Source organism: Burkholderia lata, assembly GCF_902499025.1.
Lineage (GTDB): Bacteria > Pseudomonadota > Gammaproteobacteria > Burkholderiales > Burkholderiaceae > Burkholderia > Burkholderia lata_C.
This window is the reverse complement of record NZ_CABVPW010000007.1, coordinates 31,492-54,234: the sequence shown is the minus strand read 5'-3', so window position 1 is coordinate 54,234 and position 22,743 is coordinate 31,492. Positions and strand designations below refer to the sequence as shown.

Annotated in this window: 19 protein-coding genes and 1 pseudogene; 11 read left to right on the top strand and 9 right to left on the bottom strand. The window is 65.9% G+C overall.

The features are described 5' to 3' along the window. Positions 1-19: 19 nt before the first annotated feature. The 4 genes from BDI24065_RS08970 to BDI24065_RS08955 all read right to left on the bottom strand — a co-directional run bounded on the left by BDI24065_RS08970 (position 20) and on the right by BDI24065_RS08955 (position 2,902). Positions 20-301 carry a hypothetical protein gene (locus BDI24065_RS08970; RefSeq protein ID WP_175030926.1) on the bottom strand — a complete coding sequence of 94 codons (282 nt, stop codon included), beginning with the start codon at positions 299-301 and terminating at the stop codon, positions 20-22. 74 nt (positions 302-375) lie between these two features. After that, complete coding sequence (locus tag BDI24065_RS41495) at positions 376-966, bottom strand: hypothetical protein (protein WP_368040776.1); 591 nt, start codon at positions 964-966, stop codon at positions 376-378. Positions 967-1,078: 112 nt separating this feature from the next. Continuing rightward, entirely contained in the window at positions 1,079-1,402 is a 324-nt protein-coding gene (locus BDI24065_RS08960) for a hypothetical protein (protein WP_175030924.1), read from the bottom strand. An 825-nt stretch (positions 1,403-2,227) separates the two neighbouring features. Continuing rightward, positions 2,228-2,902: a hypothetical protein gene (locus BDI24065_RS08955; RefSeq protein WP_175030923.1), complete on the bottom strand. Its 675-nt coding sequence runs from the start codon at positions 2,900-2,902 to the stop codon at positions 2,228-2,230. A 200-nt stretch (positions 2,903-3,102) separates the two neighbouring features. Between BDI24065_RS08955 and BDI24065_RS08950 the strand changes: the two genes are divergently transcribed. The 5 genes from BDI24065_RS08950 to BDI24065_RS08930 are packed head-to-tail and all read left to right on the top strand — an operon-like array spanning position 3,103 to position 9,619. Then, positions 3,103-3,507: a hypothetical protein gene (locus tag BDI24065_RS08950; RefSeq protein WP_254609711.1), complete on the top strand. Its 405-nt coding sequence runs from the start codon at positions 3,103-3,105 to the stop codon at positions 3,505-3,507. Then, positions 3,500-4,507, top strand: coding sequence for a UDP-glucuronic acid decarboxylase family protein (locus tag BDI24065_RS08945; protein ID WP_175030922.1), 1,008 nt, complete (start codon positions 3,500-3,502; stop codon positions 4,505-4,507). Before BDI24065_RS08950 ends, BDI24065_RS08945 begins: the two co-directional genes overlap by 8 nt. Then, positions 4,504-5,493, top strand: coding sequence for a UDP-glucose 4-epimerase GalE (gene galE, locus BDI24065_RS08940; protein WP_175030921.1), 990 nt, complete (start codon positions 4,504-4,506; stop codon positions 5,491-5,493). The genes BDI24065_RS08945 and galE overlap by 4 nt, the downstream gene beginning before the upstream one ends. A gap of 35 nt (positions 5,494-5,528) precedes the next feature. After that, entirely contained in the window at positions 5,529-6,932 is a 1,404-nt protein-coding gene (locus tag BDI24065_RS08935; RefSeq protein ID WP_175030920.1) for a UDP-glucose dehydrogenase family protein, read from the top strand. A gap of 26 nt (positions 6,933-6,958) precedes the next feature. Beyond that, positions 6,959-9,619 (top strand): glycosyltransferase, encoded by a 2,661-nt coding sequence (locus BDI24065_RS08930; protein ID WP_175030919.1) that lies wholly within the window; start codon positions 6,959-6,961, stop codon positions 9,617-9,619. A 43-nt stretch (positions 9,620-9,662) separates the two neighbouring features. Here BDI24065_RS08930 and BDI24065_RS08925 read toward each other — a convergent pair whose 3' ends face one another. Next, entirely contained in the window at positions 9,663-10,586 is a 924-nt protein-coding gene (locus BDI24065_RS08925; protein ID WP_175030918.1) for an AraC family transcriptional regulator, read from the bottom strand. Positions 10,587-10,767: 181 nt separating this feature from the next. On the opposite strand from BDI24065_RS08925, the gene BDI24065_RS08920 reads away from it, so the two are divergent. From BDI24065_RS08920 to BDI24065_RS08905, 4 genes and pseudogenes are all read left to right on the top strand, one after another. Next, entirely contained in the window at positions 10,768-11,229 is a 462-nt protein-coding gene (locus BDI24065_RS08920; protein ID WP_021162969.1) for a (2Fe-2S)-binding protein, read from the top strand. Between the two features lie 2 nt (positions 11,230-11,231). After that, positions 11,232-13,442 carry a xanthine dehydrogenase family protein molybdopterin-binding subunit gene (locus tag BDI24065_RS08915; RefSeq protein WP_175030917.1) on the top strand — a complete coding sequence of 737 codons (2,211 nt, stop codon included), beginning with the start codon at positions 11,232-11,234 and terminating at the stop codon, positions 13,440-13,442. 453 nt (positions 13,443-13,895) lie between these two features. Continuing rightward, entirely contained in the window at positions 13,896-14,294 is a 399-nt protein-coding gene (locus BDI24065_RS08910; protein WP_089441972.1) for a winged helix-turn-helix domain-containing protein, read from the top strand. Between the two features lie 502 nt (positions 14,295-14,796). Further along, positions 14,797-14,988: pseudogene (locus tag BDI24065_RS08905) on the top strand (lytic transglycosylase); the annotation flags it as partial. Positions 14,989-15,007: 19 nt separating this feature from the next. Here the strand turns inward: BDI24065_RS08905 and asnB are convergent. After that, positions 15,008-16,975 (bottom strand): asparagine synthase (glutamine-hydrolyzing), encoded by a 1,968-nt coding sequence (asnB, locus tag BDI24065_RS08900; RefSeq protein WP_175030916.1) that lies wholly within the window; start codon positions 16,973-16,975, stop codon positions 15,008-15,010. 265 nt (positions 16,976-17,240) lie between these two features. After that, a complete protein-coding gene (locus tag BDI24065_RS08895) occupies positions 17,241-18,074 on the bottom strand; it encodes a helix-turn-helix transcriptional regulator (RefSeq protein WP_175030915.1) in 834 nt (277 codons plus the stop codon). Positions 18,075-18,357: 283 nt separating this feature from the next. On the opposite strand from BDI24065_RS08895, the gene BDI24065_RS08890 reads away from it, so the two are divergent. Then, entirely contained in the window at positions 18,358-19,263 is a 906-nt protein-coding gene (locus BDI24065_RS08890) for a helix-turn-helix transcriptional regulator (protein WP_175030914.1), read from the top strand. Between the two features lie 127 nt (positions 19,264-19,390). On the opposite strand, the gene BDI24065_RS08885 is transcribed toward BDI24065_RS08890, so the two are convergent. Next, positions 19,391-21,037 (bottom strand): NRAMP family divalent metal transporter, encoded by a 1,647-nt coding sequence (locus BDI24065_RS08885; protein ID WP_175030913.1) that lies wholly within the window; start codon positions 21,035-21,037, stop codon positions 19,391-19,393. Between the two features lie 119 nt (positions 21,038-21,156). Beyond that, positions 21,157-21,294, bottom strand: a complete 138-nt coding sequence (locus BDI24065_RS08880; protein ID WP_166962093.1) for a hypothetical protein — start codon at positions 21,292-21,294, stop codon at positions 21,157-21,159. 1,086 nt (positions 21,295-22,380) lie between these two features. On the opposite strand from BDI24065_RS08880, the gene BDI24065_RS08875 reads away from it, so the two are divergent. Beyond that, on the top strand, positions 22,381-22,650 hold the full coding sequence (locus BDI24065_RS08875) for a hypothetical protein (RefSeq protein ID WP_174952550.1): 270 nt from the start codon (positions 22,381-22,383) through the stop codon (positions 22,648-22,650). Positions 22,651-22,743 lie beyond the last annotated feature (93 nt).

Below are 22,743 nucleotides of genomic sequence, written 5' to 3'. Positions count from 1 at the left end.
TCCCACCCAGGCAACCGTACTAGTTCCCCTGATTCCCTTCAGCTTTGCCTGCTTCCCCGAACTGTTTCCAGCCGTTGCCCAGCTGGGACCACGAGCCGGCCGACATGCCCTGCCACTGCTGGGCGTCTGGTCCGCCGATGGCACTGCCCGACGAAAGCGCTTGTTGTTCTGACGGTTTGGTTGTCTGGTCAGGGTTGTTTGACGTCTGCAAATTCGATTGCACGTCGTCGGCAATACGGTCAGCGCCATACGCCGTCAGAGACGCGAGCATCAGAGCGGCGGCAATCAGTTTCTGCTTCATGCCAACTCCTTACGTGACAACAATGTGGGGAAAAGAGACCAGCGTCGCTGGGAAACTGGTCCCCCCACACCTGACTAATGACTGCTCCCGGTCGCGCTCGAACTGCCCTGGCTTCCGCCCGCCGCGGACGGCGAGCCAGCCGGACCGGTACTCCACACGGTCGACGAGTTGAAGTGATCCGAACCCGCGATCGCGCCCGAACCCCCACTGCCCGTCAGGCCAGCGGCACCTGCATTGGCGACGCCTTGGTCGTTCCCGCCCGAGGCCGTATAGTGGTTCGCGCCGAGTACGATCGTGGCGGTGACTCCTCCCGATAGCGCATTCGCGTTCTCGTTCGTGCTGCTGTTTCCACCGTACGAGCCTGCGGCACCGATACCGCCGCCTGCCGCAAACGCGCCCCCGTTCGTGCCCGAACCGCTGGCCGTCGAAGTCGAGTTGTGGAAGGCGGATGCCGTGCCGGCGGAACCAGCGGGTGTCACGGTACTGCCTGCGTTCGCGCCAGCCGTCGAAGTCGAATTGCTGGTATAGCTGCCGGAACCGACCAGCACCGACCCTGAAACACCTGCCGCAACGGATTGCGTCTGGTTGGTCGTGGACGAACCCGCTGCCATTGCAGCCGACGATAAGACGGTGAGCGCTGTCGCAAATATGACGTTGGCTTTCATAGCAATTCCTTGCTGTGAGTGAGTTCGGCGGTGGCGGAGCCGGGCCTGCCCCCCATCGAGCGAAACCCGGCGTCCGTACCGCCAGCCATTGACGAACGCTTCGCTCCGCGACTTAGTAGTGCGTCGTCCAGCCGATCGAGCCGGCATTCGCGCCGCTATTGCCACCAGCTTGTGCGCCGCCGAAGCCGAAGCCGCCCACTTGCGAGGTGTTGGTGTGGTTCGTGTACGAGATCGAGCCGCTGCTGCCATGACCGGCCGTTGCGCCGGCGGCACCGAGCGCTGCACCGGAATCGGTCGCGCCGAAAACGCCGAACCCGACAACCCCGGCCATCGTCGAACCGCTGCTCGACGAATTGCTGCTCGACACCGTGCCGCTACCTGCGAACGCTGCACCCGAAACCGCCAGAACTGCTGCTGCAATCAGAAGCTTCTTCATGGTCGACTCCAAATCGGCGTGGACGGAATGAGCCAGGGAGATCGCACGCCATCAACCTTCCTGACTTGAGCAATCCTCAAAAATAAGGATCACTATCTAATTAATAAAAACCCGATGACTTTTCAATCACGATTTTTGCAATTTTTGCCAGACGAAGCTTAGCCTCGTGATTTTTAGTTATCCAAATTTTTTTGATAGGTGTTTTCGATTATTTTTATGAACATTGGAACTACACTGAAAACACCATTGCTTGATAAACCGGAACGATGCACACATCTTTCCGGCTTGCGATATTCGATGCCCCGCCGGACGGATTGCCGACACGCGGCATCCGATTCCGGAATCGAAATTTCGCGAATACATTAACCACCGCAACATGCAGCGCCGTTGTAAATGCACCCTTTACCCGGGCGACAACGGGGCTGCATTGCAGCCAGGTGGCATGTCTTCTCCCTGAGCTATCGACGAAAGGTCTTCCGGATAATCCGGTCGACGGGCATTCGATCTATTCCGGCCGGCGCTGGCCTGGGCCAGGCGCGATCGAAGCGACCCTGCACGGTCGAAGACGAATCGGCATCACGCTGTCCGGCACGAACAGCAAGATCCATCCGGGTGAACACGATGAAAGCGAGTACCGCTGTCGCCCGACCGCCGTGCGGCGCGACAACCGCGACAACCGCGCCAGCACGCGAAGCGCGCGGCGGGCAAGAAACCGGGACAGAGCAACCCGCGAAGCTGGCACAGCGTCGCGAGCGTCACCCCGATCTTTCCGACTACCCCACTGGGGCGCAAAGTACGCGCCGATCAAGCTACTGCTTATGGTCTTCATCGCCGTTTCCCCGACTGCTTATTGACGAGTTGGCCGCCCCACCTCTTCATTACTTCGTGTCGACCGCCCGCCGGTGCGTCCTGTACCGCAAGCAGCGTGCCACGCGATATTCCACCGCATATAGCGCACGGCAAACGGCCGCCACGACGGCACGCAGCGCCAGGAACGACATTTTTTGTTTCAGGAATGTATCGCAATAACGGTTTGGCACCCTCGGCGATCGTTGAGCGACGCGAAGCAATCGCCGGATTAGACGGACGAATCCGGCTCGCGGGCGTGCGCCGGACGGCCGGATGAACGAGTGTTTCAAACTTGAGAAGCGCACCGCCGCGCCGGGCCGGCGCCACGGGCATTTCCGCTTGAAAACCGTGGGGTGCGGCGCGTTCGCCCCCCTCCCGGGCCATCACAAACGAGAATCGATTCGCCCCGCACCGGGCGCCGAGAGCCCGATACAGCAGCCTCCGGGAAGTCGTCGACACGCGTTTCCCCTGATGACCGAAACGAATTTGATTCATCCGTGAAAATACCGACAGGATCACACGCTGCTCGAGCGCCGCAATGGACCGTAAAAAAGAAAACTTCCGTACCGGCGTAATAATTAAAACAAATGAAAACTCGCCTCCCCCGACAACGCACATCAATTTTTCACTTTCATTCGCCCCGCCTTTCATGAACCGCATCGCCCGATGAGCAGCACATTCGAGAAACGCTTTTAATCATTTATCGACGCATTTCTCATTGATGAAACATTCAGATTCAACACCTGTTTGACGAAGTCATTCCCGCAAAAGCCTGATTTATCGCGCGTTTCGTCGTATCGAATCGCCTCGATCGGGCAATTGGCCCGCACGCTTTTCTGTCCCCACGATACATGCATGAAACAGAAGCGCGCAAATCGCGCGGCAATTTCGGCGCCGCTCCCGTGCGCATCGTGACGGCAGCGTCCATGGCATGCCGATTGCCTGATCCACGGCTCTCACCGAGCGGCACGCCGAGGCACAAGATCACGGACGGCGGCCTGCTCGCCAATCAGCGTATCGGGGAAAAGGCGATGAAGATCACCACCGATCGATCGACGCGTGCGTCGTTCAAGCATCAACGGGGTAGTCAACGAAACCGGAGCGCCTGTCGCGGCGCTTCGTCGACGTCAGCCCATGCGAACCGTCGCTTGCCGAAACGCTACCCGTGCAACGGGATGGAACGCGTGCGTACCGCCGTCGAGCAAATCGACGTGTGGTTCCTCGAGCTGCTCGACGAAGGAGAAAGCCATGAATGACAGGGTCGCGCTCGAGACGCGCGCCGGTCAGCGCGTCCTCGTGACGGGCGGCGCCGGCTTTCTCGGCAGCTACGTATGTGAACGCCTGGTCATGGAAGGCGCGTCCGTCACGTGTATCGACAGCCTGCTGACGGGGCGCAAGCTCAACGTCGCCGACCTGAAGGCGTCCGGCCGTTTCGAGTTCGTGAAGGGCGACGTATCGCTCGGGCTGCCGCAACTGCAGGTGGACGAGATCTGGAATCTCGCGTGCGCGGCATCGCCGCCCACCTACCAGATCGATCCCGTCCATACGATGATGACCAACGTGCTCGGCATGAACCACTGCCTCGCGCTTGCGCGCAAGACCGGCGCGCGCGTGTTCCAGGCGTCGACCAGCGAGATCTACGGCGACCCGGGCGTGCACCCGCAGACGGAAACCTATCGCGGCAACGTGAACACGATCGGCCCGCGCGCGTGCTACGACGAAGGCAAGCGTGCGGCCGAGGCGCTGTGCTACGACTACTACCGCACGCACGGCATCGACGTGCGCGTCGCACGCATCTTCAACACTTACGGCCCGCGGATGTCGCCGCGCGACGGCCGCGTCGTGTCGAACTTCATCGTCGGCGCGCTCAACGGTGCGCCGCTCGAGATCTACGGCGACGGCAGGCAGACGCGCTCGTTCTGCTTCGCCAGCGACCTGATCGACGGCTTCTTCTGCCTGATGGGCGCCGAGCGCAACGTCGGCACGCCAGTCAACATCGGCAACCCCGGCGAATTCACGATGATCGAGCTCGCGGAGAAAGTGCTCGCGATGACCGGCTCGAAATCGGAGCTCGTGTTCCGGCCGCTGCCGATCGACGATCCGCACCAGCGCAGGCCCGACATCTCGGTCGCGTCGACCGAGCTCGGCTGGCGGCCGGCCATCGATCTCGACGAAGGCCTGCGCCGGACCGTCGACTATTTCAGCCGTGAGCTGTGGCTCGAGCCGGTGCTGCACATGACCGGGGCCACGGCATGAAAGTGCTCGTGACAGGCGGGGCGGGCTATATCGGCAGCCATACCTGCAAGGCGCTCGCGGCAGCGGGACACGAGCCGGTCGCCTACGACAACCTGTCGACCGGCCATCGCGACGCCGTTCGATGGGGGCCCCTCGTCGCGGCCGACATTCTCGACCGCGACGCGCTGTCGAAGGCGTTCGCCACACATCGGCCCGACGTCGTGATCCATTTCGCCGCGCTCGCCTACGTCGGCGATTCGGTGCTCGCGCCCGACCGCTATTACACGGTCAACGTCACGGGCACCTGCACGTTGCTGAGCGCGATGCACGCGGCCGGCGTCGGCCGGATCGTGATGTCGTCGTCGTGCGCGACGTACGGCATTCCCGACCTGTTGCCGATCTCGGAGCGCACGCCGCAGCTGCCGATCAATCCGTACGGCTTCACGAAGTACGCGATGGAACGGATGGCCGCCGATTTCGAGCGCGCGTACGGGTTGAAGTGGGTCGCGCTGCGCTACTTCAACGCGGCGGGCGCGGACCCTGACGGCGAGATCGGCGAATGCCACGAACCGGAAACGCACGCGCTGCCGCTCGCGATCCGCGCGGCACTCGGCACGGGCCACGCGTTCCAGGTGATGGGCATCGACTACCCGACGCCCGACGGCTCGGCGATTCGCGACTACGTGCACGTGAGCGACCTCGCCGACGCGCACCTGCAAGCGACCGCCTATCTGTGCGGCGGCGGCCACAGCGTCGCACTGAATCTCGGTACCGGCAAAGGAACGTCGGTGCTCGGCGCACTGCGCGCCGTCGAAGCCGTGACGGGCCGTCGCGTGCCGACGGTAACGGCCGCGCGCCGCCCGGGCGACCCGCCCGAGCTGTACGCCGACGCCACGAAAGCCGCGCTCGTGCTCGGCTGGCGGCCGCGTTTCACCGCGATCGAACCGATGGTCGAACACGCCGCGGCGTGGTTTCAGAAAGAACTGCAGTTCGCATCCGGCAAGTGAGCAAGTTTCCTTGAACGCCACGCAGGGGAATCACCATGAAGGTACGGATCGCCATCGTCGGCACGGGCTACGTCGGGCTGGTCAGCGGCGCGTGCTTTGCGGATCTCGGGCATGACGTCGTCTGCATCGACAACAATCGCGGCAAGATCGACGCGCTGAACGAAGGCCTCATGCCGATCTACGAACCGGGCCTCGACGCGGTCGTCGCACGCAACGTCGAACGCGGCACGCTGCGCTTCAGCAGCGACCTCGCGGCAAGCGTGCGCGATCGCGACGCGGTATTCATCGCGGTCGGCACGCCGACGCTGCCGGGCACCGACCAGGCGGACCTGCAGTACGTCGAGGCGGCCGCGCGGGAGATCGCGTCGAACCTGGCCGGCTTCGCGGTCGTCGTCACGAAGTCGACGGTGCCGGTCGGCACCAACCGGATCGTCAAGCAGATCGTCGAGCGCTGCGCGCCGGACGGCATCGACGCGGCGATCGCATCGAATCCCGAGTTTCTGCGCGAAGGCTCGGCCATCGACGATTTCATGCACCCGGACCGCGTCGTGTTCGGCGCCGAGCATCCGCGCGCGATCGAGATCATGAAGGCCATCTATGCGCCGCTGGAAGCATCGGGCCATCTCGTGCTCGCCACCGAGATCGAAACGGCCGAACTCGTGAAATACGCGGCGAATGCGTTCCTCGCGGTGAAGATCAGCTACATCAACGAGATCTCGGACCTGTGCGAAGCCGTCGGCGCCGATGTCGAACTGGTCGCGAACGGCATGGGCCTCGACCGTCGCATCGGTGCATCGTTCCTGAAGGCCGGCCCCGGCTGGGGCGGCTCGTGCTTCCCGAAGGACACGCGCGCGCTGAAGGCAACGGCTTCCGAACATGCGGTGCCGCTGCGCATCGTCAGCGCGGCGATCGAATCGAACGCACTGCGCAAGGAACAGATCCTGCGCCGCATCGAGAAGGCCTGCGGCGGCTCGATCAAGGACAAGCGCATCGCGGTGCTCGGCCTCACGTTCAAAGGCCAGACCGACGACGTGCGCGAGAGCCCGAGCATCGACGTGATCCAGCTGCTCGTCGGCGCGGGCGCACATATCCGCGCGTACGACCCGGCGCGTCCGCATGAGGCATCGCGACTGCTGCCGCAGGTATTCATGGAGGGTTCCGCAATCGACGCGGTGCGCAGCGCGGACGCCGTCGTCGTGATGACCGAATGGAAAGCGTTCGAGGCACTCGATCTCGCCGACCTCGCGGATCACATGGCCGATCCCGTGATGCTCGACATGCGCAACCTGTTCAGCGAACGACTCGCCGTCGACAGCGGCTTTCGCCGCTACGAACGCGTGGGCCGCTCGTGCGGCGAACGCACGCCGGCCAGCCCGGCACCGGAACAACAACACGCAAGCGAGGACACCCGGCCGCCACGCGGCCTGCTTCAAGACTGATGATCTGACCTTGACGGGAGAACACCATGAAGAAGCTGGTTGCGTCGCTTGCCGGCGGCCCTGCACCGGATACCGCCGACACCACCGACACCACCGACACCGAAGCGGATCGCACCGCGTCGATGAACGCGGACCTCCCGCTCCTCGTCCCGTTGATGGACAGCGGGACCAAGATCGTCTTCCACATCCTCGCGCTGTGCTGGTTCGTCGCGCTGGGCATCTTCTGGCGCTGGTGGCTGCGCGACGAGCACTATGTCGATGCATTCCGCTTCGGCGTCAACTGCTTCGTGCTGTTCTGGACCACCTTCATTCCCGGCTACTTCATCTTCATCATCCGCTCGGCGGTCGTGCCGAACCCCGCGCTGCCGGTGCCGCGCGACTGGCGCGTCGCGATGGTCGTCACCAAGGCGCCGTCCGAGCCGTTCGACATCGTTCGCACGACGCTGCTCGCGATGCTCGACCAGACCTACCCGCACGATACGTGGCTCGCCGATGAAGACCCGTCGCCCGAGACGCTCGACTGGTGCCGCGAGCACGGCGTATTCGTGTCGACGCGGCGCGGCATCGCCGCGTACCACCGCGCAAGCTGGCCGCGCCGGACCAAGTGCAAGGAAGGCAATCTCGCGTACTTCTACGACATGGTCGGCTACGACAACTACGATTTCGTGTCGCAGCTCGATGCCGACCACGTGCCGACCCGCACCTATCTCGAGGAGATGCTGCGGCCGTTCGTCGATCCGGGAGTCGGCTACGTGTCGGCGCCGAGCATCTGCGACAGCAACGCGGCCGGGAGCTGGAGCGCACGCGGACGCGTGAACGTCGAGGGGCCGCTGCACGGCACGATGCAGGCCGGCTATGCGGGCGGCCTCGCGCCGCTGTGCATCGGCTCGCACTATGCAGTGCGCTGCCGCGCGCTGCGCGAGATCGGCGGGCTCGGGCCCGAGCTCGCCGAGGATCACTCGACCACGATGATCTTCAATTCGAAGGGCTGGCGCGGCATGCATGCGCTGAACGCGATCGCGAACGGCGAAGGGCCGCGCACGTTCGGCGACCTGGCCACGCAGGAATTCCAGTGGTCGAAGAGCGTGATGATCATCATGCTGCGCTACACGCGCCACTATTTCATGGGGCTGCCACTGAAGCTGAAGGCGCAGTTCCTGTTCTGCCAGCTGTGGTACCCGCTGTGCGCGCTCGCGATGGCCGGCAGCGTCGTGATTCCGGTCGTCGCGCTGCTCACGGGCCGCGTGTGGGCACACGTCGACTACCTCACGTACCTCACCTACGCGCTGCCGCTGACCGTGCTGATCCTGTGCGTCGTGACCTGGGCGACGCATTCGACCCAGTCGTGCCGCCCGCTGAATACGAAGCTGCTGTCGTGGGAAGGGCTGTCGTTCGTGTTCGCGCGCTGGCCATGGGTCGTGCTCGGCTGCGCGTCGGCGGTATTCGACTGCGTGCGCGGCAAGGAATTTCCGTTCAAGGTCACGCCGAAGGGCGGCACGATCGAACAGGACGCGCCGCTGCGCGTGGTCGCGCCGTACCTGCTGATCTCGCTGTTCTGCAGCCTGCCCGTCGTCACGGTCGAGAATCCGCGCAACGCTGCCGGCTTCTATCTGTTCTCGACGCTGACGAGCATCCTGTATCTCGTGATCGCGGCCGTCGTCGCGGTGAATCACGGCAGGGAGCAAGGGCTCGGGTGGTCGGCGTTCAGGCAGATGTTCTTCAGCCGCCTGCCGGTGCGCAACGCGCTGTTCGTGTTCGCGCTCGCGATGCTGTTGTCGGGCATCGGGCTGCGCGCGCCGAAAGGCTGGCAGGCGATGATGTGGCGCTCGGGTTTGCCGGCCGTCGTCGCACCCGTGCCGGGCGAAACGGTGAAGCAGCCCGAACTCGGCGCCTACGATCCCGAGAATACGCTCGCGGCCGATCGCGATCTCGCGTTCGACCACGTGTTCGTGTCGTGGAACGCGCCCGACATCCGCGCGGAAATCGACGACGCCTACCGCAGCGCGCAGGCACGGAACCGCTCGCTGATGCTGACCATCGAGCCCTGGGCAGCCGGCGACACGCGGCAAGGCGCGCTGCTCGAGGATATCGCGCACGGTCGCTACGACACGCGGATCGCGGCCACCTGCTCGGCGCTCGCCGCGTTGAAGGGCCCCGTGTTCGTGCGCTGGGGCCATGAGATGGAGGCCGATACCGGACGCTATCCGTGGGCCATCGGCGATGCATCGGCCTACGTGGATGCGTACCGGCGGGTCGTGACCGCGTGCCGCACGATGACGGACCAGATCCGCTTCGTGTGGTCGCCGGCCGGCAACCGGAACCTCGACGACTATTTCCCTGGCCGCAGCTACGTGGACGACGTCGGCCTGTCCGTGTTCGACTGCCCGCGCTGCGCGATCTGGCCGGCAGGCGGCCACGCGTCCGCCGCGAGCATCCTGCGGACCAAGTACGAGCGGGTGAGCGACTACGGGCTGCCGGTGATGGTCACGGAGCTCGGCGTCGACGGGTCGAATTCGCGCAAGCGCGAGGAGCTCGACGAATTCCAGCGGTCGCTGTGGCGCTATCCGCTGCTCAAGGCCGTGGTGTATTTCAACGCGGTCGATACGCCCGGCGCGTGGCCGGCGCACTATGTGCCGGACTGGCGGATCGTGCCGACGTTCCTGCAGACGACGGTGGTCGCCAAATGAGATGACCGGTGACCAGCGGCGCGCACCGGTCGGCCATCTGCCGTCAGCCGAGCAGGTCCTTCTTCCGCAACTGCACGACGTCGCGCATCGGCGGCGCGCCGAACAGCCGGCTGTATTCGCGGCTGAACTGCGACGCGCTTTCGTAGCCGACGACGGCGGCCACCGACCCGACGTCGCCGCCCTGCCGCAGCAACAGCCGCCGCGCTTCATGCAGCCGCAACTGCTTCTGGTACTGCAGCGGGCTCAGCGTCGTCACGTGCTTGAAATGATGGTGCAGCGACGACACGCTCATGTTGACCGCCTGCGCGAGCGACTCGACGCGCATCGGCTCCGCGAAGTGATCGCGGATCCATTCGATCGCGCGCGCGATTCGGTGCGTCTGGCTGCCCGCGATCGCCATGTGCCGCAGCCGCGTGCCCTGCCCGCTCGTCATCAGCCGGTACAGCAGTTCCTTTTCGATCAGCGGCGCGACGACCGGAATGTCGGCCGGCGTATCGAGCAGCCGCATCAGCCGCAGCGCGGCATCGAGCAGCGGCGGCGTCAGCTCGGCGAGCGCGATCCCCTCGCCTTCGGGGCCTGCGTCGGGTTCGGGCAGCCGCATCTCGGCCGCGAGCTCGACGATGCGCTGCGGATCGAGCGTCAGCGACAGGCACAGGTACGGCGCGTCCGGCGACGCGCGCGTCACGCGCGACAGGATCGGCAAGTCGATGGAGGTAATCAGGCAATTCTGCGCGTCGTATTCGTAAGGCTGACCGGCCACGATCACGCGCTTCGCGCCCTGCGCGGCGATCACGAGTGCGGCCCGCGACACGCCGCAGCCCATGTCGACCGGCCGCGTGTGCCGGTGCAGCATCAAACCCGGCACGGCCGTCGAATGCGAGCCGTCCGCGGGCGCGAAACGGCCGATCAGCGTCGCCAGCTCGCGCCGCCCGGATTCGCGCGACGTCACGATATCGGTCATGTCCATGACGCTTCCTCGATCAATTTCCTCATGTCGCGGGAGCATAGCGAAACCGCCCGCGACCTGCCGGGGATTTGCAGGATTGTTCAATAAATTTGCAGGATTGGGTAGACGCAAAAACCAACGCCTCGCGCACACTGCCGGCTAACCTGGTGCATGCCGGGTTTTCCCCACGGAGACAATCACAATGCCTACCTCGTTTGTCCTCAACGGCAAGAACGTCACGCTCGACGCCGATCCGTCGATGCCCGTCCTCTGGGCGATTCGCGAACACGCGGGACTGACCGGCACGAAGTTCGGCTGCGGCATGGCGCAGTGCGGCGCGTGCACCGTGCATCTCGAAGGCCAGGCCGTCCGCTCGTGCGTGCTGCCGCTCGCCGGCATCGCGGGCAAGCACATCACGACGATCGAAGGCCTGCAGAGCAAGCCCGCGCAGGCCGTGCAGGCCGCCTGGGTCAAGCTGCAGGTGCCGCAGTGCGGCTACTGCCAGTCCGGCCAGATCATGTCGGCCACCGCGCTGCTCGAACAGAACCCGAAGCCGACCGACGCGGACATCGACGCCGCGATGAACGGCAACCTGTGCCGCTGTGCGACCTACGCCCGCATCCGGGCGGCGATCCACGACGCGGCCGCGACGCTGGGGGCCTGACCATGACGATCGAACTCGACAACTCCGGTTCGGTGCGTCCGTCGCGCCGCACGTTCCTGAAAGCCGCGGGCGCCGCGGCCGCCGTCAGCCTGACCATCGGCTTCGAATGGGCCGGCCTCGGCCGCCGCGCGCTGGCGGCGACCGCGCCCGCCGCCGACTTCGCGCCGAACGCCTTCCTGCGCATCACGCCCGACGGCGCCGTCACGGTCATCGCGAAGCACGTCGAACTGGGCCAGGGCGCGTATACGGGCATCGCGACGATCGTCGCCGAGGAGCTCGACGCCGACTGGTCGCACGTGCGCGTCGAAAGCGCGCCCGCCGATGCGAAACGCTACGCGAACCTCGCGTTCGGCACGATGCAGGGTACGGGTGGCAGCTCGGCCATGGCGAACTCGTGGCAGCAGCTGCGCGAAGCAGGCGGCAAGGCCCGCGCGATGCTGGTATCGGCCGCGGCGGCCCGCTGGAAAGTACCGGCCGGCGAACTGACGACGGCCAATGGCGTCGTCACGCACGCGAAGAGCGGCAAGACGGCCGCGTACGGCACGCTCGTCGCCGATGCGTCGAAGCTGCCGGTGCCGGACAAGGTCACGCTGAAGCAGCCGGCCGATTTCAAGCTGATCGGTCACCGGATTCCGCGCGTCGACGCATCGGCAAAATCGAACGGCACCGCACATTTCACGCTCGACACGACCTTCCCCGGCATGCGCGTCGCGCTGCTGCAGCGCCCGCCGCGCTTCGGCGCGAAGGTGAAGTCATTCGACGCGACGGCTGCCAAGGCCGTGCCGGGCGTCGTGTCGGTCGTGCAGGTGCCGGGTGGCGTCGCGGTCGTCGGTACCGGCTTCTGGGCCGCGAAACAGGGCCGCGACGCGCTGAAGGTCGAATGGGACGAAGCGAACGCCGAAAAGCGCGGCTCGGACGAGATCATGCGCGAATACCGGCAGCTCGCCGACAAGCCTGGCACGTCGGCACGCAAGGACGGCGATGCCGATGCAGCGATCGCGGGTGCCACGCGCAAGATCAGCGCGACGTACGAATTCCCGTATCTCGCGCACGCGCCGATGGAGCCGCTCGACGCGGTCGTCAAGCTGACGGCGGACAGCTGCGAAATCTGGGCCGGCGACCAGTTCCAGACGGTCGACCAGGCCAACGCGGCAAAAACAGCGGGCCTGAAGCCCGAGCAGGTGCAGATCCACACGCTGTACGCGGGCGGCAGCTTCGGCCGGCGCGCGAACGCGTGGTCGGACTACGTGGTCGAGGCCGTGTCGATCGCGAAGGCGCTCGGCGCGGACGGCACGCCCGTCAAGCTGCAGTGGACGCGCGAGGACGACATCCAGGGCGGCTTCTACCGGCCGATGTACTTCCACAAGCTCGACGCGGGGCTCACCGCGGACGGCAAGCTGGTCGGCTGGCGCCACCGGATCGTCGGCCAGTCGATCCTCGCCGGCACGCCGTTCGAGGCGTTCATGGTGAAGAACGGCGTCGACGCCACCTCGGTCGAGGGCGCGGCGAACCTGCCGTACGCGGTGCCGAACGTGTCGGTCGAGATCACCACCACCAAAGTCGGCCTGCCCGTGCTGTGGTGGCGCGTGGTCGGCAGCTCGCACACGGCCTACGCGGTCGAGGCGTTCATCGACGAAGCCGCGCACACTGCGGCCAAGGATCCGTATGCGTTCCGCCGCGACCTGCTCGCGAAGGAGCCGCGCATGCGCGCGGTGCTGGACCTGGCCGCGCAGAAGGCCGGCTGGGATCCGGCCAAGCCGCTGCCGAAGGGCCGCGGGCGCGGGATCGCGGTCGCCGAGGCGTTCAAGAGCTATGTCGCGCAGGTCGCCGAGGTGTCGGTCGACGCGGACGGCAAGGTGAAGGTCGAGCGCGTGGTGTGCGCGGTCGATTGCGGGATCGCGATCAATCCCGACATCGTCGCCGCGCAGATGGAGGGCGGCATCGGCTTCGGGCTCGGCGCGGTGATGCACAGCGCCATCACGCTGAAGGACGGCCAGGTCGAGCAGCGCAACTTCGACGGCTACCACGTGCTGCGCATCGCCGAAATGCCGAAGGTCGAGGTGCATATCGTGCCGTCGGCGGAAGCACCGACCGGGGTCGGCGAGCCGGGCGTCGCGCCGGTCGGGCCGGCGGTCGCGAACGCGATCTTCGCGGCGACGGGCAAGCGCCATTACGTGCTGCCGTTCGATTCGGCGGATAGCGCGAAGGCTTGATGACGGGCCGGAACGTCGGCCGCGGGGCGGAGATGCCTTGCGGCCGGCGTCTTTTGCCTGGCGCGATCGACGCCGGGTTCGACGTCGGCAAAAATCGCCCGTAACGCTTTGATCCGTATGGAAAATCCATCGATCCCCGCAGGGTTCGATGCAGGGTTCGCCATCCGGTCGCAGCGACGCGCAGTCGCCCCCGATTCCCGCCTCTCCCCGCACGTTACGTCAGACGTAACGCCCGTAACGTCGTCCGCCGATGCTACGTAACAATCCTTCACCGTTGCCCCGGCCCCTTTTTTATCCGGCCCACGCGTCCCGTTAAAAATTCTTTTAAATTCAAGGCTGCCACGCCGTCCGCGGCGGCGCCATCCGCGTTCGATACGTGACGCTCCCCTCCCTGGCCCGGAAGTTGCAGCACAGCACCCGCAAACACTCCTTTACGGACATGCGAGGGCCACCATGGATTGCAAATACCTGTACATCGACAACATAAAAATCAACTTCGTGCGCCGCACGATCGAAATCGACAACAAGATCATTGATGTCACGCCGCGTGAATTCGACGTCGTCGAATTCCTGCTCGACAACATGAACAAGATCGTGCCGCGGCAGGCAATCCAGGAAGCCGTGTGGGGCCGTGAACTCGGCGTGTCGTCGCGCACGCTCGACACCCATATCTCGCGTATCCGCTCGAAGCTGCAGCTCGATCACGACAAGAACCTGCGGATCATCCCGATCTACGCAGTCGGCTATCGTCTCGTGCTGTTCGGTGCAGCAATGACGCACGTCGAGCGCCACGAAGCGGCGCCGATCCTGCGCGCGGCACCGCAGGCCGTGATGGCCGCCGACTACGCCTGACGATTCACCCGCGCGCCGCCCGCTCGCGGCGCGCCGGTCACGCTCCCCCCACCGCGCTGCGCCGATCCGCAGCGCCTCGCGGCCCCCCCGTCGGGCGCGGCCTGCATGCCGCCCGGCCCGCCAGCCAGTCGCGACCCGACCGCCGCCTCCGGGCGGCGGTCGCTTTTGGGTGCCGGCAGCTGAACATCCTCGCGCGTCACGCTTCGCCACCTCCGCTTCGGCCATCGCCACCGCCCATGCCGGCGACTACGGATTCCGGCGTGACACTCGGCCATCGTCGTCCCTACAATCGACGCAGCAGCCGCGCGCCCTCCGCGCCGCCGGCCCTGGAACGAACGGAATGACCATGAAAATGCGCGCTTCGCGAACCGTTGTCGCCTGCCTGCACGCGCTGGTTGCACTCGCGTGCGCCGCGCCGCCGGTTGCGCACGCAGCGAACGACAACGCGCTGCACGTCGCGTCGATGACGCCGGGCAATCCGGATGAAGGCAACGCCGGGCACGACACGCCGCCCGCACGCCAGCGACGAATGGATGCCGCAGCCACCACACCGCCCGATCGCGCACGCCGGCAGGCGTCGCCGGCGGCGTCCGCCGATCCGCCGTCGTGCCATGCACGGCCCGTAATGACGATGTGCCGCGGCCTGCAATCGAGCGACGCGAAGCAGCGCTGCATGCGCTGCCTCGATCAGTGACGATGCGCAGTGCGCCGCCTCATGCGGCGCGCTGCGCCTCCAGCCACGCCTGGAACATCAGCACCGTCCACAGCTGGTGCTGCCAGTTCATCCGCCCGGTCACGTGCTGCCGCCACAGGCGCTCGACCGCGGCCGCATCGAAGAAGCCTTCCTCGCGCAACCGCGACGGCCGCAGCAGCGCCTCGGCCCAATCCCGCAGCGAGCCGCGCAGCCAGTGATCGACGGGTGCGCAGAAGCCCTGCTTCGGCCGGTCGATCAGCGCGGACGGCACGTACCGGTCGAGCAGCCGGCGCAGCAGTGCCTTCGACTGCCCTTCCGGCAAACGCACCTCCGCCGGTACGCGCCACGCGAATTCGACGACGTGATGATCGAGGAACGGCATGCGCGTTTCGAGGCTCACCGCCATCGCCGCGCGATCGACTTTCGCGAGGATGTCGGTCGGCAGGTACGTGAGCGTATCGATCGCCATCGCCTGCTCGGCGAAGCTCAGGTGCGCGGGCCACGCGGACACGGTGTCGAGCGGCGTCGCCGGCTCCTGTCCCGACAGCGCGAGGCGCTCGGGATGATGCACCGACGACATCAGCAGACGGTACAGCCCGATGCGGCTCTCGGCCGTCATCACGTGGCCGAGCTTGTGCAGGCGATCGCCGATGCGCGTCGCCGATTCGCGTGCCTCCACGCCGCCCCACGCCCCCTGCGCGACGGCCGCGAGCTGGTCCGCGTGATCGGGCCGCAACGCATGCAGCGCGGCCGCGATCCGTGCGCGCACGGCGCCGGGGACGCGATGCAGCTTGCGCCACAGGCGCGGCGTCAGGAAGTAGCGCGTATAGCCGCCGAACAGCTCGTCGCCGCCGTCGCCGGACAGGCTCACCTTCACGTGCCGGCGCGTCAGCTCGGACACGAGAAAGGTCGGGATCTGCGACGCATCGGAGAACGGCTCGTCGTAGATCGACGGCAGCTTCGGCACGACGCCGAGCGCATGGTCGGCCGTGACGTAGAGCTCGGTATGGCGCGTGCCGAGATGGCGCGCGACGGCCTTCGCATACCCGGCTTCGTCGTAGCCGGCTTCGTGGAAGCCGATCGTGAACGTATCGACCGGCGTCGACGATTGCGCCTGCATCAGCGCGACGATCGTCGACGAATCGACGCCGCCGGACAGGAACGCACCGAGCGGCACGTCGGCCTCCATCTGCCGCGCGACGGCCTGGCGCAAGACCGCATCGAGCTGGCTGACGGCGGCGTCGGCATTGCCCTCGAACGGTTGCGCGCGACCGTCCTCGATCGCCTGATCGAGCGTCCAGTACGCACGCAGGCGCGGCGTGTCGCGCGCATGCTCGAACTGGATATACGTGCCGGGCGGCAGCTTGCGGATGCCGCGATAGATCGTGTGCGGCGCGGGCACGCTCGACTGGCGCAGGTACAGGCACAGCGCGTCACGGTCGATCGCGCCGTCGAAGCCCGGATAGCCGCGCAGCGCCTTCAGCTCGGACGCGAACACGAGCGCATCGCCGATCCGGCCGTAGTAGAGCGGTTTCTCGCCGATCCGGTCGCGGGCGAGCGTCAGCACCCGCGATTCGCGATTCCACAGCGCGATCGCGAACATGCCGGTCGCGCGCCGCAGCGTTGCCTCGACACCCCACGCGACGATCGCCGCGATCAACACCTCGCTGTCGGAGTGGCCACGCCACGCCGGTGCGCGACCCGCGCGCTCGAGCTCCGCGCGCAGTTCGCGATGGTTGTAGATTTCGCCATTGAAGACCATGACGTAGCGGCCGCACACGGATGCCATCGGCTGTCGGCCGTGTACCGACAGGTCGACGATCGCGAGCCGCCGGTGGCCGAGCGCAATGCCGGCTTCCGGGTCGACCCAGATCCCCTGCCCGTCCGGCCCGCGATGCGCGAGGCTTGCCGTCATGCGCGCAAGCGTGCCGCGCGCTGTCTCCTCATCGAAGGCGACGCTATTCAGAAAGCCGTCGATTCCGCACATTGATTTGTCCGCCCCTGTTGACCAGTTCCGTCACGCATGGCGCAACCTCGCGGCCCGCCGTCCGGCGTGACGGTCGAGCCATATTACGAAGAAATAAATCAGCAATAATTCACAGGTGAATGTCGTCAGCACTCGAAAAAAACGCTGTCAAGCATCGTGTGTGCATCACGACGGTGCGCGCGGCCGAAACGACCCGCCGGGCCGGCCACGGACGGGCCGGCCCGGCGGTCATCGGGTCGCGTGAAAAAACCGGGGAACGGGCGCGTCAGGACGGCAGCCGGCGCGCCGCCAGATACGCAAGCTGCGCGCGGTTCTGCACGTTGAAGAGTTTTTCGAGCGAGCGGATATGGTGTCCGACCTTGTGCAGCGACGTGCGCAGCGCGCTCGCGATCTCCTGGTCGGACAACCCGTGCACGAGGCGGTCGAGCACCTGCTGCTGCTCGTCGCCGAGCGCGAAGCCGCGCATGCGTGCGATGCGTGCCTCGAGGAACGGCAGCGAGACGCGATGCACCGCGAGGCTCACCGACAACGCACCGCCGATCACGCGATCGTCGATCCATTCCGTGCCGTGCGTCTCCGACGTCACGTTCACCGCGACGCGCAGGTCGAGGCGCGGCGCCGACAGGCCGAACAGCACGCCGCTGTTCATCCCGTGCGCGCGCAGGTGGCCGGCGAGCGCCAGCATCTTGCGGTCGCCGCTGCCCTGCGCGGCCGCCTCGATCTCGTCGAGCCGCCACGCGACCGGAAAGCCGCTCTGCCGCACCTGCGCGAACCGCGGGTCGCTCTCGTAGAGCATGCCTTCGATAAACGGCTGCATGAAGGTCGCGGGGGCGAGGTCGCGCAGCAGATGCGCGCACAGGATGCGCCGCCCGATCATTTCGAAAGCGCCGTAACCGAGCGTACTGAATCCGATTTGCCGCAAGCGCGCATGGCATTGCGCAAAATCGATCGTGGCAAGGTCGGTTTTACCGGATTCGATTTGAATGCCGGTAAAAACGTCGTGCCCGATTGCCTGATATTCATTCGAATAAGCCGCAGCCGTTGCGATATCGGCTTGCGAGAACCACTCGACGCGTGGTGCGCCGTCAGCATATGTCATGAGGAGCCCGCCCTTTCCCAATATGTGAACCTGCGCCCCGTCACGATCTGGTCTTTTCGTTATGGATTTTCTGGACTTCGTTATATGCGTGCGAATAGGAATCTTCCGCCGCCATTAGTATTACGGCATATTACGCATACACAGGCATTTTTGTACAATGCCCCCGCGTTTCGTCAGGGATGACGATCGGCGCATATCACACGATGCTCGATCGCACCGCCGCGAATGCCGTACACGATACGGCCGCCGCCAGGCGATGCGCGTCGATTCCGAGGGATGGCACATGTCCGACATTGCATTGCATGAAGAAGCGGTCGCCCCAACTTTTCCCCGCCCGTCGCACGGGCTGAACGCGTGCCCGGACGTGCTGCGGGAGCGCCCCGTGCAGGTCGTCTGGTGCGACGACGTGAAGCGCGGCGAGCTCACGCAGCCGCACGCACCGAAGCTCGGCGTCGCCGATACGCTCGCGCACGCGCAGAGCACGGCCGAGCGCAGCCGCATCGTCGCGAGCCTGCTGCACCTGACGGGCTTCTCGACGTTCGCGTACTTCGCGCTCGAATTCGCGCACGAGCGCGTCGAAAGTCTCTACCTGCACGAAGCATTCACGCCGGCCACCTATCGCGGCGACTACGTGCGGCACAGCCATCACGACATCGATCCGCGCACGCTCGGTGCGCGCGTATGCAACATGCCGATCGTGTGGGACCTGCAGCAGTTGCGCCGCGAACACCGCGAGCGCGACGCCGGCCCGCGCGTGACGCCGGCCGCGCTCGACGGCTTCCTGCAGACGATGCAGGACGACGGGATGTGCAGCGGCATCATGTATTCGATGGCCGTGCCCGGCACGCGGCTGCACGCGTTCATGAGCTTCACCGCGCCGCGCCGCACGCGCGAATGGATCACGCCGGCGACGATCGAGCAGGCACTGTCGATCGGGCTGTCGGTGCACAAGTTCGCGTCGCCGCAGCTGATCTCGACGTCGCGCGAGCGTGCGGTAAACGGGCTCACGCCGTTCGAGCAGGAACTGCTGCTCGGCATCGCCGAAGGCGCGTCCGACAAGGAGATCGGCCGGCGCCTCGACACCAGCGCGCACAACGTCGACTATCACCTGCGCAAGCTGCGCAAGCGCTTCGGCGTCGCGAACCGGATCCAGCTCACGTACCTGACGTCGAAACTCGAACTGATCTGACGGCCGCGCGCCGCGCGCGACGTGCCGCAAGCGGACGCGTAAACGCACATGCCGGCCTCGAGGGCCGGCATGTGCGGGTTGCGGCGCGGTGCCGGGTCCGGCGCCGCTTCCTGGAAGACGACCTGCGTTACTTCAGCAGCGTCATCTGCACGACCTTGACGATCACGAGACCGACCGCGATCACGAGATAGCCGCGCAGCACGGCCATCCACACGCGCGTCGTCAGCGTCATCTTCTGCGGCTCGAGCGTGTCGAGCGGCGGCATGCGCCACGTGTCGCGTTGCGAACGATCGATGCCCGGTTCGACGACGCGCTTGTTGCGGCGGATCAGCACCGTCGCGAGATAGCCGACGATCGCGAACACGCAGCCGCCCACCAGCACGTCGAGAATGGCTTCGCCGCTGATGTCCGGATACATCACCGATGCGGTCAGGATGATCGACAGCATCACGAGCACCCAGATCACCGCGCCGGTGAACACGTTGAGCTTCGTCGAGTTGATCCACGGGCCGAGCACCTGCTTGTCGTTGCAAAGCAGCAGCAGGAACACGGTCGCGCTCGGCAGCAGCACGCCCGCGAGCGTCTGCACGGCTTCCGTCAGCAGGCCCAGCGGGCTGCCCGGAATCAGCACCAGCGCCGCGGCGGCCGCGACGATGCCGAAATAGACCAGATAGAAGCCCTTCGCGTCCGACACGTTGCGGTGCAGCGAGTGACGGATCTTGAACACGTCGCCGATCGCGTAGGCGGTCGACAGCGACACGGCCGCCGCGCCGATGATGCACGCGTCGAGCAGCGCGACGGCGAACAGCGTCGCGCTCGTGCGGCCCGAATACTTCTCGAGGCCCGCGATCACGCCGCCTGCGTCGGTGAAGTTGCCGAATTCCGGATGACCCGAGAACAGCTGGGCCGAGAACGCGATCATCGCGACTGCGCCGACCAGCACGAAGGCGATGCCGATCCACAGGTCCGCCTTTTCATACTTCATGAAGCGCGGCGTAATGCGCTTGTCGATCACGTAGCTCTGCTGGAAGAACAGCTGCCATGGCGCGACGGTCGTACCGACGATGCCGATCACGAGCAGCATCACGTCCGACAGCTTCGAATGCGCGGGCCAGTTCGGAATGAAGAAATCGCGCGTGATCTGCCCGACCGGCGGATGGATCGCCACGAGCACCGGCACGAGCAGCAGGCTCAGCAGGCACAGCCCGATCGCGAACCGCTCGAAGCGCCTGAAGTCGCCTGTACTTACCGCGGCCATGGTCAGCGCCGCGGCCACGCACACGCCGGCCACCTTCGGCAGCCCGAAGAAATCCAGCACGAACGTGATGCCGATGAACTCGGTGACGATGGTGAGCGCATTGAGCAGGAACAGGTCGATCACACTGAACGCGCCCCAGAACTTGCCGAAGCGTTCGAAGATCAGGCGGGCATGGCCGACGCCCGTGACCGCGCCGAGGCGCAGCACCATTTCCTGGTTCACGTACAGCACGGGCACGAGCAGCAGCAGCGTCCACAGCAGCGTCGTGCCGTAGTTCTGGCCGGCTTGCGTATAGGTGCCGAATGCGCCGGCGTCGTTATCGCCGACCATCACGATGAGGCCGGGGCCGATGATGGCGAGCAGCGTGCGCAGACGCGCCCACCATGTGCTGCGGGCACCGGTGTCGTGACGCGCGATCGTGCCGAGCGCGCCGCGGATATCGCCCAGGTGGGCTTCGTCGAGCACGGCGCTGCGTTCGGCGGCGATCGGTGGAGAAACGTTGGATGGCGTGGACATGATTTATTCCGTACGGCTAAGGGTTATCTAAAGAGCGTGTGACCTTGGAATGCGCGCGGGGCAGCCGCGCGATGGCGGCCGCGTGTGCGCATGCCGAGGCGCGCTCGGTGCTTCCTGCTTCAGTGGATCAACGATTTCAGCTGGTTCAACAGGCGGGTGAACACCCGCGGACGGGCGTCGAGCGTCAGCATCGCGTCGTAGTGGTTGCGCGATTCCGTGACGTGCGGGAGGTTCGACAGCAGAAGGCCGAAGTTCATGGTCTGGCTCCGTGCGGCGATGGCAGGCGTGCCGGCCGCGTGGTGGGCGCGGGGCCAGTCCGGGGCCTGAACGACGTGTCAGGCTAGTGGGCCGGATTGTCCCTGCGACCCGGGTTCAAAAGGGTCTGTGTGTGCAATGGGCATAAGGGACAACTGTCACTGTCGTTCATGGCGGCTCCTGTTCCTGTGCGGTGTTCCGGGGAACACGGTTGACCGCCGTCAGGCCTGCGGGCCGGCATTCGCGAGCCAGGGAAAGGCGTGCGCGAACGCGGCCGCCTGCCAGGCGGCGGTGAAACCGGACGGCGCATGCGAAAACGCATCACGCTAACCGGCGCGAATCAGGGTGCACGTAGGGAGTTACTGCTGAATACTGCTGCGCGCACCGTTTGCCTGGGAGACAAACGGCGGCTTCGATGAGGCGCGGACGTCGGTCGCTCAGGCGGAAATTTCGTTCGAAGATCGACTACTGCAGGCGTCCAAGGCGGCGGCCCCAAAAGTGAAGATGGCGGATTCTATGGACGGCCCGAAAGTGAAGTCAACCCCTCGAAACCCCATTTCTCGAAATAATTTTCGCGCGCCACACCACTGAAAGAATTGCCCTTGAAAACACGTGGCCCAACCTTTCAGAGCATGTGGCACGACCGGGGATCGATGCGTATGAACAACGAGGCAGCGCGTCCGGTCGCGCTCCTTCGTTGCCCATCCGTTGCCCGTCCCGTGCCGGAACGAGCCAACAAGGCGGCCGCGCAACGTGCGCCATTTTTATGCGTTTTTTACTTGCGCTGCAGCAAACGACGCGAATACAATCCGCCGCAATTCATCAAAGGAGTCCCTCCGTGGACACATGCTCTAGTTGCAGTTCGATGCCGGTTCAGGCCGGCCAAGCCATCGCGAGATAGCAGCCAGACGCATGTCTTACGCCGCTAGCTCGCATTCGTCGGGTTAGCGCGCTTCCTTCCGGGCCGGCCATCGCCGGTTCGTCCGTTGCACGCTCCATTACGTTCCACCCTCCGATCGCAGGCCGCGTCACGCGCCCGCGCTCGACCACGTCGTCCGGCCCGAGCCGGACCGGACGGAGGCAGCGTCATGTTTCTTCAATCGTTCGCGGTCAGACTCAAACGCATCGTGCATGTCGCATGCGACCGCTCGTTCGTTTCCGGCCTCTCGCCGCTCGCCCACGCGTTCAGCAACTGGCGCGGCACGGCGCTCGCCCACGTGCCGGCAGCGCCCCGCCCGCTCGACTGCCTGCTGGTCGCCGCAATGGCCGCCGCCGTCGCGCTCGTCGCGATGCTGTGCTCGGCCGCGCCGCGCCTCGGCTTTGCACAGGTGGGGCGCATCGGCGGCTGGCTGCCGTAAGCCCCCCGTCGTGCGGCAGCGCCACGCGCCAGGCGCCGCCGTACGACCGTCTCGCCCCGCTTCTCGCAACACGTTTTCGTTTCTTCAGCTTAA